This window comes from Stenotrophomonas sp. YJH_SMC_25, from assembly GCF_059369595.1.
The window spans coordinates 340,928-358,153 of sequence record NZ_JCAFSV010000002.1 but is presented as its reverse complement, the minus strand read 5'-3'; the positions used below and the strand labels follow the sequence as shown (position 1 = coordinate 358,153).

The 17,226-nt window shown below is 67.4% G+C and carries 19 protein-coding genes; 13 read left to right on the top strand and 6 right to left on the bottom strand.

Annotated elements, in window-relative coordinates; all coding sequences use genetic code 11:
- The first annotated feature begins 100 nt into the window (after positions 1-100).
- The 6 genes from AC5P7E_RS04615 to AC5P7E_RS04590 are packed head-to-tail and all read left to right on the top strand — an operon-like array spanning position 101 to position 4,200.
- Positions 101-889 (top strand): ABC transporter ATP-binding protein, encoded by a 789-nt coding sequence (locus AC5P7E_RS04615; protein ID WP_005411704.1) that lies wholly within the window; start codon positions 101-103, stop codon positions 887-889.
- Positions 889-1,638: an MlaE family lipid ABC transporter permease subunit gene (locus AC5P7E_RS04610; protein WP_005414955.1), complete on the top strand. Its 750-nt coding sequence runs from the start codon at positions 889-891 to the stop codon at positions 1,636-1,638. The genes AC5P7E_RS04615 and AC5P7E_RS04610 overlap by 1 nt, the downstream gene beginning before the upstream one ends.
- A gap of 59 nt (positions 1,639-1,697) precedes the next feature.
- A complete protein-coding gene (gene mlaD / locus AC5P7E_RS04605; RefSeq protein WP_099484836.1) occupies positions 1,698-2,222 on the top strand; it encodes an outer membrane lipid asymmetry maintenance protein MlaD in 525 nt (174 codons plus the stop codon).
- Entirely contained in the window at positions 2,219-2,881 is a 663-nt protein-coding gene (locus AC5P7E_RS04600) for an MlaC/ttg2D family ABC transporter substrate-binding protein (protein WP_049417748.1), read from the top strand. The genes mlaD and AC5P7E_RS04600 overlap by 4 nt, the downstream gene beginning before the upstream one ends.
- Positions 2,871-3,182 carry an STAS domain-containing protein gene (locus AC5P7E_RS04595; protein WP_005414956.1) on the top strand — a complete coding sequence of 104 codons (312 nt, stop codon included), beginning with the start codon at positions 2,871-2,873 and terminating at the stop codon, positions 3,180-3,182. The genes AC5P7E_RS04600 and AC5P7E_RS04595 overlap by 11 nt, the downstream gene beginning before the upstream one ends.
- A gap of 1 nt (position 3,183) precedes the next feature.
- On the top strand, positions 3,184-4,200 hold the full coding sequence (locus tag AC5P7E_RS04590; RefSeq protein WP_043035321.1) for an MlaA family lipoprotein: 1,017 nt from the start codon (positions 3,184-3,186) through the stop codon (positions 4,198-4,200).
- A gap of 106 nt (positions 4,201-4,306) precedes the next feature.
- Here AC5P7E_RS04590 and AC5P7E_RS04585 read toward each other — a convergent pair whose 3' ends face one another.
- From AC5P7E_RS04585 to AC5P7E_RS04575, 3 genes are all read right to left on the bottom strand, one after another.
- Complete coding sequence (locus AC5P7E_RS04585) at positions 4,307-4,852, bottom strand: glutathione peroxidase (RefSeq protein ID WP_114618742.1); 546 nt, start codon at positions 4,850-4,852, stop codon at positions 4,307-4,309.
- A gap of 126 nt (positions 4,853-4,978) precedes the next feature.
- Positions 4,979-5,377: a hypothetical protein gene (locus AC5P7E_RS04580; protein WP_099484837.1), complete on the bottom strand. Its 399-nt coding sequence runs from the start codon at positions 5,375-5,377 to the stop codon at positions 4,979-4,981.
- A gap of 71 nt (positions 5,378-5,448) precedes the next feature.
- A complete protein-coding gene (locus AC5P7E_RS04575) occupies positions 5,449-7,008 on the bottom strand; it encodes a DNA recombination protein RmuC (RefSeq protein ID WP_005411712.1) in 1,560 nt (519 codons plus the stop codon).
- Positions 7,009-7,053: 45 nt separating this feature from the next.
- Between AC5P7E_RS04575 and AC5P7E_RS04570 the strand changes: the two genes are divergently transcribed.
- Entirely contained in the window at positions 7,054-7,659 is a 606-nt protein-coding gene (locus AC5P7E_RS04570) for a glutathione S-transferase family protein (protein WP_099481640.1), read from the top strand.
- A gap of 79 nt (positions 7,660-7,738) precedes the next feature.
- Here the strand turns inward: AC5P7E_RS04570 and AC5P7E_RS04565 are convergent, their stop codons facing one another.
- Positions 7,739-8,746 (bottom strand): zinc-binding alcohol dehydrogenase family protein, encoded by a 1,008-nt coding sequence (locus AC5P7E_RS04565; RefSeq protein ID WP_059035992.1) that lies wholly within the window; start codon positions 8,744-8,746, stop codon positions 7,739-7,741.
- 91 nt (positions 8,747-8,837) lie between these two features.
- Here AC5P7E_RS04565 and AC5P7E_RS04560 point away from each other — a divergent pair, with 91 nt between their 5' ends.
- From AC5P7E_RS04560 to AC5P7E_RS04540, 5 genes are all read left to right on the top strand, one after another.
- A complete protein-coding gene (locus AC5P7E_RS04560; protein ID WP_049395268.1) occupies positions 8,838-9,809 on the top strand; it encodes a LysR family transcriptional regulator in 972 nt (323 codons plus the stop codon).
- A gap of 14 nt (positions 9,810-9,823) precedes the next feature.
- Positions 9,824-10,453: a leucine efflux protein LeuE gene (leuE, locus tag AC5P7E_RS04555; RefSeq protein ID WP_005411716.1), complete on the top strand. Its 630-nt coding sequence runs from the start codon at positions 9,824-9,826 to the stop codon at positions 10,451-10,453.
- The gene (locus tag AC5P7E_RS04550; protein ID WP_005411717.1) at positions 10,450-10,872 is read left to right on the top strand and encodes a hypothetical protein; all 423 of its coding nucleotides are present in this window, start codon (positions 10,450-10,452) and stop codon (positions 10,870-10,872) included. The genes leuE and AC5P7E_RS04550 overlap by 4 nt, the downstream gene beginning before the upstream one ends.
- Entirely contained in the window at positions 10,869-11,567 is a 699-nt protein-coding gene (locus AC5P7E_RS04545) for a suppressor of fused domain protein (protein ID WP_005411718.1), read from the top strand. The genes AC5P7E_RS04550 and AC5P7E_RS04545 overlap by 4 nt, the downstream gene beginning before the upstream one ends.
- A 166-nt stretch (positions 11,568-11,733) precedes the next feature.
- A complete protein-coding gene (locus AC5P7E_RS04540) occupies positions 11,734-13,161 on the top strand; it encodes an amino acid permease (protein WP_005411719.1) in 1,428 nt (475 codons plus the stop codon).
- Positions 13,162-13,253: 92 nt separating this feature from the next.
- Here the strand turns inward: AC5P7E_RS04540 and AC5P7E_RS04535 are convergent, their stop codons facing one another.
- Entirely contained in the window at positions 13,254-14,495 is a 1,242-nt protein-coding gene (locus tag AC5P7E_RS04535; RefSeq protein ID WP_043035318.1) for a dipeptidase, read from the bottom strand.
- A gap of 210 nt (positions 14,496-14,705) precedes the next feature.
- Positions 14,706-15,875 carry a class I SAM-dependent rRNA methyltransferase gene (locus AC5P7E_RS04530; protein WP_005411721.1) on the bottom strand — a complete coding sequence of 390 codons (1,170 nt, stop codon included), beginning with the start codon at positions 15,873-15,875 and terminating at the stop codon, positions 14,706-14,708.
- A 349-nt stretch (positions 15,876-16,224) separates the two neighbouring features.
- Here AC5P7E_RS04530 and AC5P7E_RS04525 point away from each other — a divergent pair, with 349 nt between their 5' ends.
- The gene (locus AC5P7E_RS04525) at positions 16,225-17,187 is read left to right on the top strand and encodes a TerC family protein (RefSeq protein ID WP_005411722.1); all 963 of its coding nucleotides are present in this window, start codon (positions 16,225-16,227) and stop codon (positions 17,185-17,187) included.
- The last annotated feature ends 39 nt before the right edge of the window (positions 17,188-17,226 follow it).

Sequence of the window (17,226 nt, the reverse complement as noted above, 5' to 3'; positions counted from 1 at the left end):
GCGCCACGCTCTGCCGTGCAACAATACTGCACCGTCCAGTCTGCTTATGTTCAGCCGGCTGGCCCGATCCTTCGATGTCTAAAAAACGTTAATGGTGCCCATGTCGGCTTCCACCTCCAGTCTGGTGCAGTTGTCCAACGTCCGCATCGACCGGAGCGGACGCACGATCCTGCGTGACGTGTCGCTGCAGGTGCCGCAGGGCAGCATCACCGCCGTGCTCGGACCCTCCGGCAGCGGCAAGTCGACCCTGCTGGCGGCGCTGACCGGCGAACTGCGACCGGTGGCCGGCGACGTCACCCTGTTCGGCAAGCCGATCCCGCATGACAGCAGCGCGCTGCTGGAGATGCGCAAGAGCGTGGGCGTGCTGCTGCAGGGCAATGGTCTGCTGACCGACCTCACCGTGGCCGAGAACGTCGCCCTGCCGCTGCGTACGCATACCCGCCTGCCGGCCGCCGTGCTGCGCCGGCTGGTGGAGATGAAGCTGCATGCGGTGGGCCTGCTGGCCGCCGCCGACGCCTGGCCGCGCGAACTGTCCGGCGGCATGGCGCGCCGCGTGGCGCTGGCCCGTGCGCTGGCGCTGGACCCACCACTGATGATCTACGACGAGCCGCTGACCGGGCTGGACCCGATCGCCTCCGGGGTGATCATGAGCCTGATCCAGCGCCTCAACCACAGCCTGGGCCTGACCAGCATCATCGTCAGCCACCACGTGCACGAGACCCTGCCGATCTGCGACCAGGTGATCGCGATCGCCAATGGCGGCGTCGTGTTCCAAGGGACGCCCGAGGCACTGCAGTCCAGCCAGGATCCGCTGCTGCGGCAGTTCCTGCATGGCCAGCCGGATGGCCCGATTCCGTTCGATGCCGCGCCACGCGCGAGGGTTGCCTGATGCCGTTCGTCCAAGCCACCCGCTCGCTGGGCCGCGCCGGGCTGTTCTCGCTGACCGTGCTGCGCGGTTCCCTGCCGACCCGTGATTTCCTGGCCGAACTGACCCGCGAGATCTACAAGATCGGCGCGCGCTCGCTGCCGATCATCGCCGTCGGTGGCGCCTTCGTCGGCCTGGTGCTGACCCTGCAGGGCTACCGCACGCTGACCACCTTCGGCGCGGCCGACGCGTTGTCGACCCTGCTTGGCCTGTCGCTGTACCGCGAACTGGCGCCGGTGCTGACCGCGCTGCTGTTCATCGGCCGCGCCGGCAGTTCGATCGCCGCCGAGCTGGGCCTGATGCGCGCCACCGACCAGATCAAGGCGCTGGAGCTGATGGCGATCGACCCGGTGGCCAAGGCCGTGGCGCCACGCTTCTGGGCGGCGGTGCTGACCGTGCCGCTGCTGACCGGCATCTTCTGCTCGCTGGCGATCAGTGCCAGCTACTTCGAGGCCGTGCACGTGCTGGGCCTGGACAATGGCGTGTTCTGGTCGGCGCTGCGCAACAGCGTCGATTTCTGGGATGACTTCGGCGTGGCGATGCTGAAGTCGGCGATCTTCGGCGGCACCGCCGCGCTGGTCGCCGCCTATGTTGGTTTCCATGCCGAGCCGACCATTGAAGGCACGTCGGTGGCGACCACCCGTGCAGTGGTCAACGCTTCGCTGCTGGTGCTGATGTTCAACTTCGTTCTGTCGGCAATGTTGTTCACCTAACCCCTCCACCGGCGGTGCGCAGGCGCGCGCGGCCACCACGACTCGATCAGGTAATCCACATGGCCATCCGCGGTCCCAGACTCGAATTCTCCGTCGGCGCTTTCCTGCTGCTGGCCCTGGCCTCGCTGATGGTGCTGGCGGTGGCCTCGACCAACCAGCGCTGGAGCTGGGGCAGCCAGGGCTACGAGCTGAAGGCGCGCTTCTCCCAGGTCGGCCAGCTGCGCAAGCAGGCGCCGGTGAAGATCGGCGGCGTCACCGTCGGCCAGGTCGCCTCCATCGACCTGGACCCGGTGAAGTTCGAATCGATCGTGACCCTGCGCATGGACAGCAAGGTCAAGGACCTGCCGGCGGACACCGCGGCCGGCATCTTCACCAGTGGTTTGCTCGGCGAGAGCTATATCGGACTGCAGCCGGGCGGTGATCCGGACGTGCTGAAGGCCGGCGACGAAATTGTCTTCACCCAGCCGGCGGTTGACCTGATCCAGCTGGTCGGCAAGTACATGTTCAGTGGCGGCGCCGGTGGCGGCGCTGCTCAGAAGCCCAACGATGGCGCGCAGGCGCCTGCAACGGAACCGCAACCATGAAGATGAAACTGATCCCGGCCCTGCTCGCCTCGGCGCTGCTGGTGGCTACTCCGTTCCTCGCCCAGGCCCAGGCCGCCGCCCCCGCCGCTGCCGCGGCGCAGGGCCAGGCCGGCAAGGTGGTGATCGATGCCAGCACGCGCATCCTCACCACCCTGCAGCAGCGCAGGAGCGAATTCGGCAGCAACCCGGCCAGCCTGCGCAACTACATCGACAGCGAACTGAACCGCACCTTCGACCGCGACTATGCCGCGCGCCTGGTGCTGGGCCCGCACGCCCGTGGTGCCTCGGATGCCGACATCAAGCTGTTCGCCGATGCCATGGCCGACAGCCTCATGCAGCGCTACGGTTCGACCCTGCTCAACATCCAGGGCAAGCCGAGCTTCCGCCTGAAGGGTGAAAGCCCGCTGCCGGGCAACCGCGGCGTGCGCGTGAGCACCGAGCTGGTGCGTGCCGGCAGCGAGCCGACCCCGGTCGAGTACTGGATGCGCAACGTGAACGGCCAGTGGAAGATCTTCGACGTCAACATCGAAGGCATCTCCTACGTGCAGACGTTCCGCAACCAGTTCGACACCCCGCTGCGCCAGAAGGGCATCAAGCAGGTGGCCAGCGAGCTGCACAGCGGCAGCATGCAGGCCGGGCCCGCGGGCAATGGCAAGTAACGCACTGGCGCTGCTGGAAGGCGACACCCTGCGCCTGCGCGGGGTGCTCGACCGCGCTGCGGTGATCGCGCTATGGCCGCAGCTGCAGGCCCTGCCGGCAAAGCTGGCACGGCTGGATCTGGCTGAGGTCGAACGCGTGGACAGCGCCGGCCTGGCCCTGCTGGCCGAGCTGGCGGCACGTGCGCGCAAGGCCGGCCATCCGCTGGTGATCACCGGCGCGCCGGCTGGCTACAACGAACTGAGCGCGGCCTACCGGCTGTCGCCCAACCTGGATTTCAACGCTACTTCTGCTGCGAGCTGACATGAACGTCGTGCGCACTCTCCCCCTGATCGTCCTGGCCACCGCCCTCACCGCCTGTGCCGGCAAGCCCGCGCGCAGCGATGCACCGGCAGCCAGCACCGTGGTCCCGGCCAGTTCTTCCACCTCGCCCGCCGTCGCGGCCACCGATGCCGGCACGGCTGACGCTGCCCTGGTCGCGCCGGTGGCCAATCCGCCGGCTGCTGCCGCATCGTCGCCGGCTGCTCCCACCGACAGCGGCGACGGCAGCGCGGCGAAGACCTCAGCCGCCACCGCGCCCGGTGGCGATGACGACTTCGATGCCCTCTATGGCGGTGCCGGCAACACCACCAACGCAGCGGCCTACGATCCGTGGGAACCGTTCAACCGCAAGGTGCACAAGTTCAACAACGCGGTCGACCGCGGCGTCGCGCGTCCGCTGGCCACCGCCTATACCCACGTGGTGCCGCGCTTCGCCCGCACCGGCGTCAGCAACTTCTTCAGCAACCTGCGCGCGCCGGTGACCATCACCAACCAGCTGCTGCAGGGCCGCGGTGCCGATGCATGGGACAGCCTCGGCCGCTTCCTGATGAACAGCACGCTGGGCATCGGTGGCCTGTTCGATCCGGCCAGCAAGGCGATGGTGCCGCGCCGCAATGAGGACTTCGGCCAGACCCTGGGTGCCTGGGGCTGGCGTCGTTCGCGCTACGTGGAACTGCCGTTCTTCGGCCCGCGTACCGTGCGCGACGTGTTCGGCCTGGCCGGCGACATTCCGCTGTCGCCGATCCGCCGTATCGAAGAGGACAAGGTCCGCATCGGCCTGCAGGGCCTGCAGCTGGTCGATACCCGCGCGCAGCTGCTGGCGATCGACGACCTGCGTGACACTGCCGTGGACGAGTACTCGCTGGTGCGCGATGCATGGATGCAGCGTCGCAACTACCAGATCGAGAACGATCTGCGCAGCAAGCGCGAGCGTGGCCACGACGACGCCAATTCGCCGATCCCGGTCGATGCGATGCCGATGCCGCAGTGGACGCACTGAGTCCTGTCAGCGACGCATGAAAAACCCCGCCTCGGCGGGGTTTTTCTTTGGCGCCGTGGGTGGGGTCGGAGCCCTTTCCCGTGGAAAGGGATCCGACCCCGGCCGATCAGGCAGCCAGCGCGGCTTCGATGGCTTCGCGCAGGCGCGCGTCGTCAGCCGCCACGTCCGGGGCGAAGCGGGCGATGACCTTGCCGTCGCGGCCGACCAGGAACTTCTCGAAGTTCCACAGCACCGCCGGCGCGGCGTGGATCGGAATCTCCTTGCTGGCCAGGCGCTCGCGCAGCGGGCCTTCGCCGATCGACTGCGGCTGCGCAGCGATCAGCTGCTGGTACAGCGGGTGGGTGTCGTCACCGGCCACGCTGATCTTGGAGAACATCGGGAAACTGACATCGTAGGTGAGCTGGCAGAACTGCTGGATCTCCGCTTCGCTGCCCGGCTCCTGGCCGAGGAAGTTGTTGGCCGGGAAGCCCAGCACTTCCAGGCCCTGTGCGTGCTTTTCCGCATACAGCGCCTGCAGGCCTTCGTACTGCGGGGTCAAGCCGCACTTGGAGGCGACGTTGACCAGCAGCAGTACCTTGCCCTGGTAGTCGGCAAGCGAGGACGGCTGGCCGTCGATGGTGGTGAGGGAAATGTTCTGGATCGAAGTGCTCACGCGGGGGCTCCGGCAACAGCGGGGAATGGCCCACCAGCATAGCGCCGCGCGATGTCGGTCGTGCCGGCCGCTGGCCGGCAATCGTGCGATCGTTCGCAAGGGTTCATGAGGCTGCCGGCACTACGATCAGTCCACGCAGATCATGCCCTGCGCCTTGCCCTCATCAATGCGCTGGCGGCAGCCGAAGTTCTGGCGGGCATCGCGCTGGCAGGTGCCGGTGGCGGGGCTGCCAACCGCCACTTCGCCGCCGGCAAGGCACTGGCCCGTGCAGTCGCTCTTGCGGCTGCAGGCCTTGCCGGCATCGGCGTAGGGAATCACGCACTGTTCGCGCTGCAGCCGGCCCAGCCGCTGCAGGGTACCGCCAGCGGCCTGGCAGTCCACATCGCGCGCTTCGCGGTAGGCCTCGGCCGCTTCGGGGCTGGTGGCTGCGGTAGGTGCCGCCGCCGGATTGGCAGCCGGCGGTGCGCTGCTGCAGGCGACAAGCAGCGCGGTCAGGATGAGACTGGTGCAGAGGCGCAGGCGCATGGCGTTACCTGATCCAGTAGGACAGGCCGCCAGCATACGCATCGACCATGCAGGCGGCGTGTCGACGTAGCTCAGGCTTCGTCACCGTCGTCGCCTTCGTTGCCTTCGTCCTCGGCCGTGGCATCAGCATCGGCCAGGCCGCCCAGCAGGGATTGCGCCTGCTCTGACGCCAGCGACTCCACGCCGCGCAGGCGCCGTTCGATGGTGCGCGTCTTGCGGCTGGCTTCGCCGATGCTGCGGCCGACCGTGGTGATCTGCTTCTCGGCCTTTTCGAGAATGCCGGCGAACTTGCCGAACTCGCTCTTCACCGCACCCAGCAGGCTCCACACCTCGCTGGAACGCTGCTCGATGGCCAGCGTGCGGAAGCCCATCTGCAGGCTGTTGAGCAGCGCGGTGACCGTGGTCGGTCCAGCCACCACCACGCGGTGCTCGCGCTGCAACAGGTCGACCAGGCCCGGGCGCCGGATCACTTCGGCATACAGGCCTTCGGTGGGCAGGAACATCACCGCGAAGTCGGTGGTGTGCGGCGGCGCGATGTACTTGTCGCAGATCGACTTGGCCTGCACGCGCACCGCGCGTTCAAGCTGGATGCCCTGCAGGCGCACGCCCTCGGCGTCACCCTGTTCCTGCGCGTCGAGCAGGCGCTCGTAGTCCTCGCGCGGGAACTTGGAGTCGATCGGCAGCCACACCGGCGTGTCGTCACTGCTGCGGCCCGGCAGGCGCACCGCGATATCGACCATCTCGCCACTGTCCGGGCGTACCTTCACTGCCCGCGCGTACTGTTCCTGGGTGAGCGTCTGTTCGAGGATGTTCTCCAGCTGTACTTCGCCCCAGCTGCCACGGTTCTTGACGTTGGTCAGCACACGCTTGAGATCGCCAACGCCGGTGGCCAGCTGCTGCATCTCGCCAAGACCGCGCTGCACCTGTTCCAGGCGCTCGGAAACCAGCTTGAAGGAGTTGCCCAGGCGTGTTTCCAGCGTCGACTGCAGCTTTTCGTCCACGGTGTGGCGCATCTGCTCCAGCTTCTGCGCATTGTCGTTCTGCAGCGCGCGCAGCTGCTCTTCCAGCGTGGCGCGCATCTCGGCGATGCGCTGTTCGTTGCGCTGGGTCAGTTCCTGCAGGCGCAGGCCAAGGCTTTCGGTCAGGCGCTGCTGCGACTGCGCACCTTCCTCACGACCCTTGCGCGCATCGTCCACCAGGGTCTGGCGCAGCGCGCCCAGCTGGGTATCGGTCCGCCCGGTGAGTTCCTGCAGCTGCTGGCCGAAGGCGTGGATGCGCGCTTCCTGCTGCTGCCCGAAGGTTTCCAGCTGGCCGCGCAGTTCCTGCAGGCGCTGCCCCATGAGTGCGGCGCCACGCTGCTGGCTCTCCGCCGCCTCGGCACGCGCCTTGCGGGCGTCCTCGCCCAGCGCCTCGCGCAGCAGGTCCAGGCGCTGGTCGGTGCGGGTGGACAGATCGGTCAGCGCGCGGGCAAAGCCATCGAGCTGTTCGCGCAGCTCGCTGCGCCCGGCGCGCGCCTCCTCACGCACCGCCTGTTCGAGGCGGTCGTGCGGCGGGCGGCGCAGCAGGGCGACAAGCTGCAGGATGAGCACGGCCAATAGAAGGCCGCCAATGAGCAGATATTCGGTTTGCATGGGGCAAGTGTAGGCTGGCGGAGTCTCAGCTGCTGCGCCAGAACCATGCTCGCTCTGTACGGAAAGCCCACCTCCATCAACGTGCGCAAGGTGCTGTGGCTGTGCGCGGGGCTGGATCTGCCCCTGCGCCACGAGCCTGCGCCACCCGCGGACCTGCTGGCCGCACTGAATCCGAACCGGCAGGTGCCGGTGCTGCGCGATGGCGACTTCGTGCTGTGGGAGTCCAACAGCATCTGCCGCTACCTGGCTGCCCGCGCCGGCCGTGACGACCTGCTGCCCGCAGCAGCGCAGGCCCGGGCCCGGGTGGAGCAGTGGATGGACTGGCAGTCCAGCGACCTCAACAGCGCCTGGCGCCATGTGTTCATGGCGCGCGTGCGCCAGCATCCGGACTACCCGGACGATGCCCGCGCCGAGGCCAGCCTGGCGCAGTGGAACCGGTTGATGGGGGTGCTTGATGCACAGCTGGCCGCTTCCGACGGCTATGTGGCGGGCGACACCTTTACCCTCGCCGATATCGTGCTGGGGCTGTCGACCCAGCGCTGGCGCAGCACGCCCGGCCACAAGCCCGCGCTGCCACACCTCGCGGCGTGGTTCGAACGCCTGCGCCAGCAGCCCGGTTTCGCCGAACACGTCGACAACGGCGTGGCCTGAGGCAGGGGTCAGATCCCTTTCCCGGGGGAAAGGGATCTGATCCCAAGAGCGACCCCAAGGGCGCGGGAACGACCCGGCCTTACCAGCCTTCCAGCACGATCTTGCCCTTGGCGCGGTGACTCTCCAGCAGCGCATGCGCGCGCCGCAGGTTGGCCGCGTCGATGCGCCCGAAATGCTCGCCCAGGGTGGTCTGCAGCACGCCGGCATCGATCAGCTCGGCCACCCGGTTCAGCAGGTCGTGCTGGCGCTGCATGTCCGCGGTCTTGTACAGCGGGCGGGTGAACATCGACTCCCAGTGCAGTGACAGTGCCTTGCGCTTGAGCGCCATCACGTCCACCTGGCCCGGATCGTCGATCAGGCCGAACTGGCCCTGCGGCGCCAGCAGCTCCACGATCTGCGCGTAGTGCTGGTCGGAGTGGGTCAGGCTGGCCACGTGCTGCACCTCGCTGATGCCCAGCCGTGCCAGTCCCTCGGCCAGCGGCAGGCTGTGGTCGATCACGTGGTGCGCGCCCATCGCATACACCCAGTCCTGGGTGTCCGGGCGCGATGCGGTGCCGATCACCGTCAGTTTCGTCAGCTTCCGCGCCAGCTGCACCAGGATCGAACCGACACCGCCAGCAGCACCGATCACCAGCAGGGTCTGGCCTTCACCGCCGCCCTCCGGAATGCGCAGGCGGTCGAACAGCAGCTCCCAGGCCGTGATCGCGGTCAGTGGCAGCGCGGCGGCGGCCGCATCGTCGAGACTGGCCGGCTTGCGGCCGACGCTGCGCTCGTCCACCAGCTGGTACTCGGCATTGCTGCCCGGGCGGTCGATCACGCCGGCGTAGTAGACCGCGTCGCCAGGCTGGAACAGGGTGACCTCGCTGCCCACCGCGTCGACGATGCCGACCGCGTCCCAGCCCAGCACGCGCGGGCCGTCGGTGGCCACGCCGCGGCGGACCTTGGTGTCGACCGGGTTCACCGCCACCGCGCGCACCGCCACCCGCAGGTCGCGTGGGCCGGGCTGCGGCAGTTCCAGTTCGATATCGATCAGGGCCCGGGTGTCGTCGATCGGCAGGCCGGCGTGGGTGTAGGCAATGGCGCGCATGGCAGCGGTCCAGTGGGGAAGGAGTGCACAGGTTGCGCCGCGCACGGTCGCTCAGAAAGGCGCAGAATCGGGCAGCACTTTCACTCCGGCAATGAAGATGATCCGCTTCGACGACCTGCAGTTGTTCGTCCGCACGGCCGCACTGGGCAGCTTCTCCCAGGCGGCCCGCGAGGCCGATCTGTTACCCGGACAGGTCGCTGCAGCCGTGGCGCGGCTGGAACGCGAACTGGACCTGCGCCTGTTCGTGCGTACCACCCGCAGCCTGCGCCTGACCGGCGAGGGCGCGCTGTACCTGCCGTATGCGCAGGAGGTGCTGGCTACCCTGCGCGAAGGGCGGGCCCGCGTGCAGGGCGAGGACGCCGAACTGCATGGCACGCTGCAGCTGTCGGCGCCGTCGGACTTTGGTCGCAACCTGCTGCTGCCGTGGCTGACCGCGTTCCGAGCCGCGCATCCACGGCTGCGCCTGCACCTGCGGCTGTCCGATGAAGTGGCCGACGTGTTCCGCGATCCGGTCGATGTGGCGATCCGCATCGGCCACTTCGACGACGCCAGCTACGTGGCCCTGCCCCTGCTCGAAGGCAACCGTCGTGTGCTCGCGGCTTCGCCCGATTACCTGCAGCGACGGGGCACGCCGGTGCGCCTGGACGAACTGCGCGAGCACGATTGCCTGGTCTACCAGCTCAGTGGCCGCGCCTACGATCGCTGGTCGTTCGAGGTCGAAGGGCGCCGCACCGTGATCCCGGTGCGCGGCCCGCTGGTCTGCGACGACGCCGACGTGGTGCGGCGCTGGGCGGTGGCCGGCGAAGGCATCACCTACAAATCCTGGCTGGACCTGCGCGAAGACGTGCTGGCCGGACGCCTGCAGCTGCTGCTCGACGGCGTCGGCAGCCACATTCCGCTGCAGCTGGTGTGCCCGCACCGCAAGCAGTTCTCGCCGGCGGTGCGGCAGCTGCATGCGCAGCTGCGCCAGCACCTGCAACCGCTGCTGTCTGGCATGCCCGATGGACTCCCCCACCCCCTGTCGCCCACCCCGGTGCTGGCCGACAATGGCAGCCCCCCGTAAGAGAGAACACCGCCATGCCGTGGATGGGCATCCAGGACCTGTGGACGTTTCTGGTCGCTGTGCTGGTGTTTCTCGCCCTGCCCGGCCCCGGCACCTTCACCCTGCTGACCGCCACCGGCCGTGGCGGCGTGCGCGGCGGCTACACCGCACTGGCCGGCCTGCTGGTCGGTGACCAGATCCTGATGTGGCTGGCGCTGGCCGGTGTCGCCGCACTGCTGAAGGCCAACCCCTTGGTCTTCCACGCTGTGCAGTACCTGGGTGCGGCCTACCTGGTATGGGTGGGCATCAGCCTGCTGCGCACGCCGAAGCACGAGGGCGGTGACGCCGGCCCGATCCGCATGCAGCCGGGCCGCTACTTCCAGCAGGCGATCCTGGTCAGCCTGCTCAACCCGAAGGCGATCCTGTTCTACATGGCCTTCCTGCCGCTGTTCATCGATCCGAAGGCGCACCAGGGCATCGCCACCTTCGCGGCCCTGGCCGGCATCATCCTGGTGGTCAGCATCGCCTACTGCTCGATGCTGATCGGTGTGGGCAACCTGGCCCGCCGCCGGTTGATCCAGCATCCGCGCATCAGCGATGCGCTGCGCCGGGTGGCCGGCCTGTTCCTTGTCGGGTTCGGCATCCGGTTGGGGTTGAACGGATGAAGGCCTGGCTGGCAACCGCGGTCGCACTACTGCTCGCCGGCACCGCCTCTGGCACCACCGTGCAGGACCATCGCTGCCTGAGCGGCGGTCGCAATGACAGCATCCACCTGGAATGGCGCTGGCTGAAAGACGGCCGGGCCGATGTGCGCTACGCCGGGCAGCGCGAGCGCCTGCCCCTGCACCGGATCTCGATGGAGACCACGGTGCTGGCCGAAGATCGCCCGTACCAGTTCGACAGCGTCTGGGAAGAACGCATCGACGGACGCCTCAACGGCCGCTACCTGCTGAGCACGCAGGGTGCCCTGGTGCTGGATCTGCGTTACGAACGCGCCCGCGATGGCCGCAGCACCACCTTCCACGACGACCCCGAAGCCTGGCAGGAAGACGGCTGCCGCTGGCCCGGCAGGGTGGCTGAGTGAGCACCATCGACGACGACACCCTGCTGGAGCGCAGCTGGGAGTATCGGGAGGAGACGCTGTACCGGCGGTTGTTCGGCGATACCGGACCGGGGATCTACCCCCTCGACATGGATCTGCTGCGCAACGTCTTCAAGCAGGAGCAGATCGACCCGCGCTGGCTGCATGTCGGCGTCAATGCGTGCCCTCCGCACGGTGATCGACGGCACTGGATCTATGTCAGCACCGGCCTGTCCAACCCCTGGGAAGGGCGGCACGAAGATGGAGATTCGGGGTGGGGCATCGAACTGATGCTTGAGACGCAGGATGAAGCGACGTGGGCGCTGACCACCTTGCGCTGGTTCACCGCGTACCACCTGCTGCTGTGCCACTCGCGCATGCCCGGCAATCCGTTGGCGCCATGGGACAGGCTGAAGCTGGGGGGGCCGGTGGATCACGCAGGGAGCATGCTGCAGGCGGCCGTCTTCGTTCCGTCATTGCACTTTCCGGGACCCCAGCAACTGCCATCGGGACGATTCGACTTCCTGCAGCTGCTGCCGTTGACCCTGGACGAGCACGCGTTCGGCCGCGCGCATGGCTTCGAAGTGCTGGTGGCCCAGTTGAGAACCCAAGGTGCGGCGCCGGTGATCGATCCGCAGCGGGTCAGCATCGATCTGGCCCCTGCTCTCGTACTTCAATCGCCTCCGGGCTCGCCTTGAGGGATCGAATCATTTCGAACCCTGCCAGCATTTGTGCCGATTCCGGCAGCGTGGCCGGGGTGCAGCGCGCGCCCCGCCATGCATGACCCCCGTCAGTGGTAATGCTGCGCTGCGTTCGGTCACACTCGGGAACTTGTCGTTCTTAGTCACCCCTTCCGAGGCCTGCATGTCCCTGTTCCGGCGCAAGTCCCTAGATTCCGTCACCGTCCACGAGGCCGGCAGGCGTCTGATCCCGACGCTCAGCTGGCCGCACCTGATCGCGCTGGGTATTGGCGCCATCGTCGGTACCGGCATCTACACACTGATCGGCGTCGGTGCCAACCTGGCCGGCCCGGCCGTGCTGATCTCCTTCGCCATCGCCGGTGCGGTCTGCGCCTGTGCGGCGCTGTCCTACGCCGAGCTGTCGACGATGATGCCGGCCGCCGGCAGTGCCTACACCTACAGCTACAGTGCGCTGGGCGAGGTGTTTGCCTGGGTGGTGGGCTGGAGTCTGATCCTGGAGTACTCGCTGGTGGTGAGTACGGTGGCGGTGGGCTGGTCCGGCTACTTCGTCGGCTTCCTCGAATGGGTCCACACCCAGTTCGGCTGGAACGTGCACCTGCCGGCCTGGCTGGCGGCCGGCCCGCACGTGGAAGGCGGCATGATCAACCTGCCGGCGATCATCATCACCTGGCTGGTGGCCGGCATGCTGATGGCCGGCACCAAGGAAAGCGCCACCCTCAACGCCATCCTGGTGGTGTTCAAGCTGATCGCGCTGGCTATCTTCGTGGCCGTGGCCCTGCCCGCCTTCGACAGCGCCAACCTGCAGCCGTTCATGCCGTATGGCTTCGCCAAGTCGATGGGCCCCGATGGCGTCGAGCACGGCGTGATGGCAGCGGCGGCGATCATCTTCTTCGCCTTCTACGGCTTCGATGCGATCTCCACCGCCGCCGAGGAAACCAAGAACCCGGGCCGCGACCTGTCGATCGGCATCATCGGTTCGATGATCGGCTGCACCATCGTCTACGTGCTGGTGGCGCTGGCCGCCGTGGGTGCGATGAGCTACGCCGTGTTTGGCCACAGCGCCGAGCCGCTGGCGCTGATCATGCGCCAGCTGGGCCATCCGACCGCGGCGATGGTGATCGGCGTGATCGCGATCATCGCCCTGCCGACCGTGCTGCTGGCCTTCCTGTACGGCCAGAGCCGCATCTTCTTCGTGATGAGCCGTGATGGCCTGCTGCCGCGTGGCCTGTCCAAGGTCAACGCGCGCACCGGCACGCCGGTGGCGACCACGCTGTTCACCGCAGTGGTGGTGTCGGCGCTGGCCGGTGTGGCGCGCCTGGACGAGATTGCCGCGCTGGCCAACGCCGGTACCCTGGCCGCGTTCACCGCCGTCGGCATCTGCCTGGTGGTGCTGCGCCTGCGCGAGCCGAACCGCGAGCGCACGTTCCGCACGCCGCTGGCCTTCGTGGTCGGCCCGCTGGCCGCACTGGGCTGCATCTACCTGTTCCTCAGCCTGCCGCACACCACCCAGCTGTATTTCCTGCTGTGGAACGTGGCCGGCCTGGTGCTGTACTTCCTGTACAGCCGTCGCCACGCGCTGATCGCGAAATAACCGGATCACCGGTAGTGCCGGCCGCTGGCCGGCACCTCTCATCCTGTTGATACGGGCAATGCCGGCCAGCGGCCGGCACTACCACAGGGCGGTCAACCGCCCTGCTTTGCCGCATAGTCCTGCGCCTGGCGCATCACCCGCAGCAGGTTGCCGCCCCAGATGCCGGCAATCTGCTGCTCGGTGTAACCCTTGCGCAGCAGCCACGCGGTGATCTTCGGCAGCTGGCTGACATCGGGCAGGTCGCTCAGGCCGCCGCCGCCATCCCAGTCCAGGCCGATGCCCACGTGCTCGGGGCCGACCACCTTGAGGATGTGCTCGAAGTGGGCGAAGAAGTCGTCGAGGCTGGCATGGCGCACCGGGTGCTCGTGGTCCAGCGCCCGTTCGGCCTTCAGCAGGGCAACACCCTGCTCGATGCCCATGCCTTCCCAGCCACCCAGCTGCTTACTCAGCGCTTCCTCGGCCTGCTTGCGCTCGGGCGTCTTTGCGGTGTCGATCAGGTAGCCACCATAGGCGTTCACCTGGATCACGCCGCCGGCCTTGGCCAGCTTGCGCAGGCGCGCATCATCAAGATTGCGCGGGTGGTCGTAGACCGCCTTGGCTGAGCTGTGCGACAGCACGAACGGCACCGGCATCATTGCCAGCAGGTCATCGAACACCGCGTCGGACGCATGCGACTGGTCGATCACGATGCCCAGCTTCACCGCCTGCTGCACCAGGTCCTTGCCGGCCGGGCTCAGGCCTTTCCATTCCGCTCCCTTGGGGTCGGTGGCCGAATCGGCGAACTCGTTGTTGGCGAAGTGCACGGTACTGAGCAGGCGCAGGCCGGCACGGTGGTAGAACGAGAGCAGGCTGGGGTCTTCCACCAGCGGGCTGGCGTTTTCCATGCTGATGTAGACCACGCGCTTGCCGGCGGCCTTGATGCGTGCCGCGTCATCGGCGGTCAATGCCAGCGCGAAACGCTCGGGATTGGCGGCCAGCATTTCGCGGATTTCCAGCAGCCGCTGCAGGCCATGGTCACGCTCGGCGAGGTGCGCGGCTGGGCTGCGGTCGCCCTGATCGGTGTAGATGGCCCAGAAGCCACCGTCCAGCGCGCCCTCGACCATGCGCGGGTAGTCCACCTGCGAGAGTGCGTTGCGGTCGTGGCGCTGCTCGATGTCGAAGCCGGTCCGGCCGAAATTGGCCGGCGTATCCAGATGGCTGTCGAGTGTGACCAGGCGCTGCTGCAGCGCCTTGGCGCGGGCCAGTTCCTGTGCGCTGAACTCGATGGCATGAGCCGACAGCGGCGCACACAGCGCCAGGGCAAGCACGACGGACAGGTGGCGCAACGATGGCATGGGCTCTCACCGGCAATGGGAAGAGCCCGACCATAGCGCTGCAGCCAGCAGATTTGTAGAGTCGGGCTCACGCTCGGCTGCCAGGCACCGCGAGTCGAGCATGAATCGTATTCACGGCCCAGCGGCCAGCTTCCCGCGCATTGCGATGCGTTCGAAACAATGGCGCCCCCAGGATCAGGTGGCGCGGCTCGCCTCTACATCGTCCCGCGGTCAGTCGACCACGCGGCAGAACACGGCCTTCAGGTAACGCGATTCCTGCACGTGGGCCATGAACGGATGGTCCGGACCCGCACCAGCGACCTTCAGGATCTGGATCGTGCGGCCGGAGAAATAGGCCGCGCGGCGCAGCATGTCGAGGAACTGGTCCTCGGCCACCAGGCCGGTGCAGGAGAACGTGGCGAACAGGCCGCCCGGCTTGACCACGCCCAGCGCCAGCTTGTTCATGTCCAGGTACTTCTTCAGCGCGGTGATGACCTGGTCGCGGTCGCGGGTCATCTTCGCCGGATCCAGGATCACCACGTCGTACTGCTCGCCGCGGTTGGCGGCGTCGCGCAGCCACGGGAAGATGTCGGACTGGATGAACTTCGGGCGCACGTTGTTCAGGCGCGAATTGCCCTTGGCGATCTGGATGACGTCCTCATCGATGTCGATGCCGACCACTTCCGAAGCGCCACGCGCAGCGGCATACACGGCGAAACCGCCGGTGTTGCAGCACAGGTCCAGCACGCTCTTGCCTTCCACCTGCTGGCTCAGCCACTCGCGGTTCTCGCGCTGGTCGGCGAAGAAACCGGTCTTGTGCGCGCCGGCCGGGTCGGCGCGGAACTTGATGCCGTACTCGGTGATCACCGACGCTTCGGTGGTGGTGTTGCCGTGGAAGTCGAAGCTCTCCTGCTTCTGTACGTGTTCGTCGGCGAAGCTGTGGAAACGGCAGCCCGGGAACTGCTCGCGCAGGGCGTCGTAGATCCATTCGCGGTGGCGGAACATGCCGGCGGCGAAGAACTCGACCACCACCAGGTCGCCGTAGCGATCCACCACCAGGCCGGACAGGCCGTCGCCTTCGCTGTGCACCACGCGCCAGGCGTCGGAGACCGCGTCGAGCTTCAGCACCTCACGGCGCAGCGACACCGCCTGGGCGATCTTGCGCGAGAACCAGCCGGCATCGACCGGCACGTTCTGGTCGGTTTCGAGGATGCGCACGGCGATGCGCGAGTGCCCGTTGTAGAACCCGCGGCCAATGAACTCGCCATCGATGCCGACCACGTCGACGATGGAACCGGGCTTGGGCCGGACGGTCGGTTTCTCGACCAGTTTCTGGAAGATCCACGGGTGGCTGGAACGCCACGCATTCTTGAGGCGGACAATCGGAAGGGGGGTATTCATCCACCCATTGTAAACCGGGCGCCGGGGGTCGGATCCCCGCAGGGGCTCTGACCCCAGTGTGGCGACAATGGGGTCAGAGCCCCTTTGAGGATCCGACCCCTGGCCTCCCCCATTTGACGGCGGCGGGGCCAGACGGCAGAATCGGCGCCAGAAGGGGAGTAGCTCCCAGACGTTGTCGCCGTCATTTCGAGCCCGCAGGCTCCGGTGCAACGGCAGTTCCAGCCGACTGGAACTGCGAGCGAGACCTTCGCCGTACTGGCGAAGCTCTGTCCCTGGATCCCCCTCCCGATCCTCCGTTGCAGATCCTCGCCGTCCGGCCTGGCATTCATCTTTCCAACGGACATTCCCAATGCAGACGATCGGTAACGTGTGGTTGTGGGGCGGCTTCGCAGCGGTGGTGGTCATCGCCCTGCTGGTCGACCTCGTGTTGATGCGCCATGGTGGACCGCACAAGGTCACCTTCAAGGAGGCCCTGTGGTGGTCCATCGGCTGGGTAGCGCTGGCCCTGCTGTTCAATGCGGGCCTCTGGTACTACCTGAATGAAACCGCCGGCCAGGTGGTGGCCAACAAGGTCGGCCTCGAATTCCTGACCGGCTACCTGGTCGAGAAGGCGCTGGCGGTCGACAACATCTTTGTGTTCCTGATGATCATGAGCTACTTCGCGGTGCCGGAGGAGCAGCGCCAGAAGGTGCTGATCATCGGCATCCTGGGCGCGATCGTGCTGCGTACGATCATGATCTTCGCCGGCAGCGTGCTGATCAGCCAGTTCCATTGGCTGCTCTACGTGTTCGGCGCCTTCCTGCTGTTCACCGGCTGGAAGATGTGGTTCGCCGCCGGCCAGGAGCCGGACCTGGAAACCAATCCCGCCCTGCGCTGGATGCGCAAGCACCTGCGCCTGCTGCCGGACTATGCCGGCAACGCACTGAGCGTGAAGCGCGACGGCGTGCGCTGGTTCACCCCGCTGTTCGCGGTGCTGATCCTGATCGCGGTCACCGACGTTATCTTCGCCGTGGACAGCATCCCGGCGATTTTCGCGATCACCACCGACCCGTTCATCGTGCTCACCTCCAACGTATTCGCGGTGCTGGGCCTGCGCGCGATGTTCTTCCTGCTGGCCGGCATGGCCGACCGCTTCCACCTGCTGCCGTATGGCCTGGCGCTGGTGCTGGGCTTCATCGGCATCAAGATGATGATCATCGACCTGTTCAAGATCCCGACGCCGGTGTCGCTGGGCGTGGTCGCGGTGATCATCGCCGCCACCGTGGTACTGAGCCTGAAGTACCCGCCGAAGGAAGGCTCCGGCCACGCCTGATCATGGCCGGCCGGCGGGATTGTCCCGCCGGCCTCACCC